This window comes from Kitasatospora sp. NPDC054795, assembly GCF_053611565.1.
In genome coordinates this window covers 1-4,936 of sequence record NZ_JBSHAP010000252.1, presented here as the reverse complement: position 1 = coordinate 4,936, position 4,936 = coordinate 1, and the positions used below count along the sequence as shown (strand labels likewise).

Sequence of the window (4,936 nt, the reverse complement as noted above, 5' to 3'; positions counted from 1 at the left end):
CTATATCCCACCACCACTTTGGGGGGTCCGCGTCTTTTTTTTATAAGCCCCTGCTCCCCCCCCCCCCCCCGCCCGCGCCGCCCCGCCCCCCCCCGGGGGGGGGGGCCCCCGGGCCGGTTTCCGCTCTCAGGGTCTCGGGAGGTCAGCGCCTCCCGGCCCGCTCGGGCGGTTCAGTCGGTTCAGGCGGTGGTGCGACCGTGACGGCCGCGGCGGCGCAGGACGAAGACGGCGGCGCCACCGGCCACGACCAGGCCACCGGCGACGGCGGCGAGGATCGGGGTGGAGTCATTGGCACCGGTCTGGGCCAGGCCACCGGTGCCGGGGGCGGCGCTGGTGGTCGCCGGGGTCGGCTGGCCGGCACCGGTGCTCGGGGTGCCCGACGGGGTCACGGACGGGCCGCCGGACGGGGTGCCGGTCGCGGCCGGGGTGGCCGGGGTGGTCGGGGCCGGGGTCGGGGTCACACCGGTCTTGCAGTCCAGGACGCCGGTGAACTGCTTGGAGTAGCCGTTCGGGCCGGTCACGGTGAAGTCGTAGCTCGCCTTCTCCTCGACCTTGACGAGCACGCTCTCGGTCTTGCCCGGCTGGACGGCGACCTGCTGCTTGCCGACCGTGACGGTGGCCGCCTCGTCACCGGTGTTGGCGACGGACACCCGCACGCCGCCGGCGGCGCACTCCTCCTTGGCGGAGCTGTCGATCAGCGCGCCCTTGCCCTGCTTCCAGGTGGCCTTGGCGCCGGCCGCGACGTTCACCTTGGTGGAGCCGGCCAGGATCATGGTCTGGCTGTGGCGACCGCGGTTGTCCACCTTGCTCATGAAGACCCGGCCGCTGAGCACGGTGGCCTCGGCGGTGGCGTTGATGGCGGCCTTGCCGTCCGGGGTGCCGGCCGGCACGTCCAGGTACAGCGGGGTGTCCTTGTTGATCGGGCCCGCCAGGGCGCCACCGACCGGCTTGTTGTCCTTGTCCAGCAGCTTGACCTTGTCCGCGGCGTCGCCGGTGACGGTCAGCTTGACCTCGTTCGCGCTGGAGTTCAGCAGGAACGGGCCGAGCTTGCCGCCCGACTTGCCGGAGACCGAGTCCGGGGCGAGGGTCAGCGAGGGCTTCGGCTCGGCCGCGACGCCCTTGTTGGCGTCGCCAACCAGGTAGTCGCGGAGCTTCTTGGCCTTGTCGTTGCGCGGGACGGCGTTCTTGTTGTCCGAGAACTTCCAGATCGCGGCCTGGGTGCCCGCGGCGGCGTCCGCCTCGCTCAGACCGTCGACGTGGATGGCCGTGGCCAGGGAGGCCAGGCTGGCCTGCGGGTACGAGTTGTCCAGGATCCAGCGGATCTTGGGGGCGTTCGCGTTGCTGTTGAGCGAGCTCGCGGCCCAGTCCGCCTCGTGGTACTTGGCGTTGCTGTCCAGGTAGACCGGGTTGTCGAAGTCGATGCAGTACGTCCGGAGCTTCTCGCCCGCGTCCGTCTTGAGGGTGAACAGGCCGCCGTCGACGGTCCCCTTGCCCTCGACGTCGATCTTCTCGCCGAGCATCTCGTTCTGGACCTCGGCGGTCACGCCCGAGGTCGGTGCGCCGGCCGCGCCGGCCGCGGTCGCCGCACCGGCCGCGAACAGGCCTCCGCCCAGCGCCAAGCTGGTCGTGAGCATGACAGTGGTTATCCGGGACAGACTCAGCCCCTGCCTCTGGAACATCTGGGATCCCTCCGGGCCGGGCCGCACCGAGTGGGCAGTCCCCGCCGACTTGCCGATCCGCGCGTGCCCCCTGTGGCACTGCTGCGGGTATGAACCAGACGAATCCTATTGAGCCCCGGAGGCCCCGAAACCCCCATGCGAAATCAGGACGATTCCGTATCTGGATCGTTATCAATCCCCTCAGGTCCCACACAAGCTGACGGCTCGGCAGAAACTCACGGACGGTTTTCTGTTTTGCGGTCGGATTGCGCGTGCGCGCGCAGCGACGTTCTCGATCAACATATTTGTCGACAGGGAAGGTCACCCGACCGGTCAGGTCGGCACATCCGCGGCGCCACCTCCCCGTGCCCTCCCGTCCACCTCCCCCGGTTCCCCCGCGACCGGCCTCCCGCCGGGCGGCAGCGCCCGCACGGCGGGTGCCGCCACCGCCGCCGGGGCCGCCGGGGAGCCCGCCCCGGGCCGCGACACGGAGCCCCTGCGCGCCTCCACCGCGCTGACGATCCACTCCGGCACCACCTCGTCACCGGCCTTCGCCCCGGACGACCCGGGACCGCCCGACGGCTGCCCGCGCACCCCCGCCGCCCACCGGAACGCCGTGGTACCACGGGTGAGGTCGTGTCCGACCGATCGCGCGTCGATCTCGGCCCGGCTGCGCTTCACCTCCCCGTCCGCCCACTCCCGCACCCGGAGCCGACCGCTCACCAGCACCGGATCGCCCTTGGCCAGCGAGCCGATCAGATTGACCGCCAGCGCCCGCCAGGCCGTCACCGTCACCCACTGCGTCTCGCCGTCCACCCAGCACTCGCGCTGCCGGTCGTACCGCCGTTCCGTGCAGGCGAGCCGGAAGTTGGCCATCGGCACCCCGCCGCCGGTTTCGCCGTAGCTCACCTCCGTCGCCACATTGCCGACCACCGTCACATGCGTCTCGTTCACGGCACACCCTCCGTTCCCGCCGATGCACCGTACGGAATCGACCGGTGCGCCTTGAGCGTGCACTTCGGGGGAAATCCCGGCCACCGAGTTCCGAAATCCTGTGGATAACTCGGGCCTGTGGAAACTTTTGTCACCCGCAGGGGTGAATTTCAGCCTCCCGCAGCCTCTGCATGGCCCGAATCTTCGCGGCCATGACAACAAACCCGCTGCTCGCCGCCCCGACGACACGCCCCGGAAGCCACCGGGGAACAGGGTCCGGAACGCACCCGGACGGCCGTCCGCGCACGTCATCCGACCGGCGCAACGGCGATAAAGGCCCCCCACCCGCTCCGTCGGCGGCACATTCTCCGTGCCGAATCCATAACGGGTGAGGAGGCAGCCCCGTAACGACTGCACAACGTCCGGCGCGGAACACTCCCAGACCGCTGCACTCACGGCCTTCACCTGCGATTATCGGACCGCTCCACCGAACCGACACACCAACGGCGGTGTCGTCGCACCCGGCCGGGGAAGCGGTCACCCTTATCCTGTCCCCGACAGGGCGAGGGCCCACCACCCCCACCCCCACCCTCAGGTACGGGGCCGGACAGCGCGCGCCCCGGCGCCCGCCAGCCCGATCCCGGCCACGGTCGCGCCCGCCAGGGCGCCGCCCGTCCCGCCCCCATAGCTCAGCGGATAGAGCACCCGCCTTCTAAGCGGTAGGTCGCAGGTTCGAATCCTGCTGGGGGCACCATCCGGCAATTCCGCAGGCCACCGCTCCGACGGACACCATCCGTGTTCGCTCCGGACCACCCGGTCATCCCGTACACCAACCGTTCCGCGCACCCTTCGCGCAGAACTCGTGACGATGCGTATCGCGGTCGCCGTGAAACAGGACCGAAAACGGGGTCAATCGGAACAACCGGAATTCCCGGTGAATCCCCCGCCCCGCACAGTCCGGAGCGCGCGTCCGGGCACGCACCGTCCCCGACGGCCGACCCGGTCCGATCCGGCCCGACTCGACTCAATCGGACCGGACCGGACCGGCACACTCCGCCCTGGCCCGCCTAGCCCGCCAGCCCGGCCAGATAGGCGTCCAGCAGCTCCGCCTGCCGCTCCGCCGGGAACTCCTCCGGAGCGAACAGCGCCTGCACCACCAGACCCAGCACGAAGGCCTGCGCCCCCGCGGCGAGCGCCGCCGGGTCGGCCTGCGCCGGGAGCTCCCCCAGCCGCTGGGCATCCGCGACGTGCGCCGTGAGCGCGGTGCGCGAGCGCGCGTAGCGGCCCGCGTGCGCGGCCGCCAGCTCCGGGTCGGCCAGGGCGTGGTCCCAGGAGCCGACCCAGATCCGGTTGTCGGCCGCGGCCTCGCCGTCCAGCGGCAGCACGTCCAGGAGCGAGGCCCGCACCCGGGCCAGCCCGGCCGGCGGCGGGCCGTCGGCCGGGGCGGTGCGCCGGGGCCGGGCCAGCGAGCGCCGGTCCAGTTCCTCCAGCGCATGGCTGAGCAGCGCCCGCTTGTTCGGGAAGTAGTGCGTCAGCATCCCGGTGGAGGCACCCAGTTCGGCGGCCACCGCGCGCAGGGTCAGCCCCTCGAAGCCCCGGGTGGAGAGCACCCGCCACACCCCCTCGGAAACATCCGAGCGTCGGGCGTCATGGTCTCCACGGGCCGGTGTCATGGGGGCTATCGTACATACCAAACGTTTGTTATGAATGGTTCCGCCAACCTCAGCACCACCCGTGAAAGGCCGCCCGTGTTTGCCGTACCGCTCACCGAGAACGCCGAACTGCGCCCGCTGGAGCCCTGGCAGGCCCCCGAGTTCCTGACCCACCTCGACCGCGCCCGCGCCCACACCGACCCGTGGATCCCCTGGGCGACCTTCTCGGTCGACCTGGACTCCGCCCGCGCCACCCTCCAGCGCTACTCCGACGGCCTGAACGCCGACCAGAAGCGGATCTACGGCATCTGGCTGGACGGCACGCTGGTCGGCGGCGTGATGTTCGTGAGCTTCGACGCCCGGTCCGGCGTCTGCGAGATCGGCGCCTGGACGGAACCGGCCGGCGAGGGCCACGGGCTGATCACCGCCGCCGTCAAGCTGCTGCTCGACTACGCCTTCGCCACCCGCGGCATGCACCGCGCCGAGTGGTGGTGCTCCTCCGTCAACGCCCGCAGCCGGGCCGTCGCCGAGCGGGTCGGCATGACCCGCGACGGCGTGCTGCGCGAGTGGTACCCGTACAACGGGGTCCGCTACGACAAGGAGATCTGGGCCATCCTGGCCTCCGAGTGGACGGCCGCCACCCAGGGCTGAGCGGCCCGCGACAGCGGCGGGGCCCGGTGGACACCTCCGTGC

The 4,936-nt window shown here is 71.5% G+C and carries 4 protein-coding genes and 1 tRNA gene; 2 read left to right on the top strand and 3 right to left on the bottom strand.

Annotated features, from left to right (window positions below; translation table 11 throughout):
- Positions 1 to 179: 179 nt before the first annotated feature.
- A complete protein-coding gene (locus tag ACWGJO_RS40955) occupies positions 180 to 1,634 on the bottom strand; it encodes a Cys-Gln thioester bond-forming surface protein (protein WP_452190875.1) in 1,455 nt (484 codons plus the stop codon).
- A gap of 357 nt (positions 1,635 to 1,991) precedes the next feature.
- On the bottom strand, positions 1,992 to 2,612 hold the full coding sequence (locus tag ACWGJO_RS40950) for a single-stranded DNA-binding protein (protein ID WP_452190874.1): 621 nt from the start codon (positions 2,610 to 2,612) through the stop codon (positions 1,992 to 1,994).
- A gap of 657 nt (positions 2,613 to 3,269) precedes the next feature.
- On the opposite strand from ACWGJO_RS40950, the gene ACWGJO_RS40945 reads away from it, so the two are divergent.
- A tRNA-Arg gene (locus ACWGJO_RS40945) sits at positions 3,270 to 3,345 on the top strand.
- Positions 3,346 to 3,658: 313 nt separating this feature from the next.
- Here the strand turns inward: ACWGJO_RS40945 and ACWGJO_RS40940 are convergent.
- Complete coding sequence (locus ACWGJO_RS40940; RefSeq protein WP_452190873.1) at positions 3,659 to 4,264, bottom strand: TetR/AcrR family transcriptional regulator; 606 nt, start codon at positions 4,262 to 4,264, stop codon at positions 3,659 to 3,661.
- A gap of 75 nt (positions 4,265 to 4,339) precedes the next feature.
- Here ACWGJO_RS40940 and ACWGJO_RS40935 point away from each other — a divergent pair, with 75 nt between their 5' ends.
- The gene (locus tag ACWGJO_RS40935; RefSeq protein ID WP_452190872.1) at positions 4,340 to 4,894 is read left to right on the top strand and encodes a GNAT family N-acetyltransferase; all 555 of its coding nucleotides are present in this window, start codon (positions 4,340 to 4,342) and stop codon (positions 4,892 to 4,894) included.
- Positions 4,895 to 4,936 lie beyond the last annotated feature (42 nt).

Excerpts from the sequence above, each read along its gene's own strand:
- ACWGJO_RS40955 (WP_452190875.1), bottom strand. The coding sequence starts at position 1,634 with ATGCTCACGACCAGCTTGGCGCTGGGCGGAGGCCTGTTCGCGGCCGGT.
- ACWGJO_RS40940 (WP_452190873.1), bottom strand. The coding sequence starts at position 4,264 with ATGACACCGGCCCGTGGAGACCATGACGCCCGACGCTCGGATGTTTCC.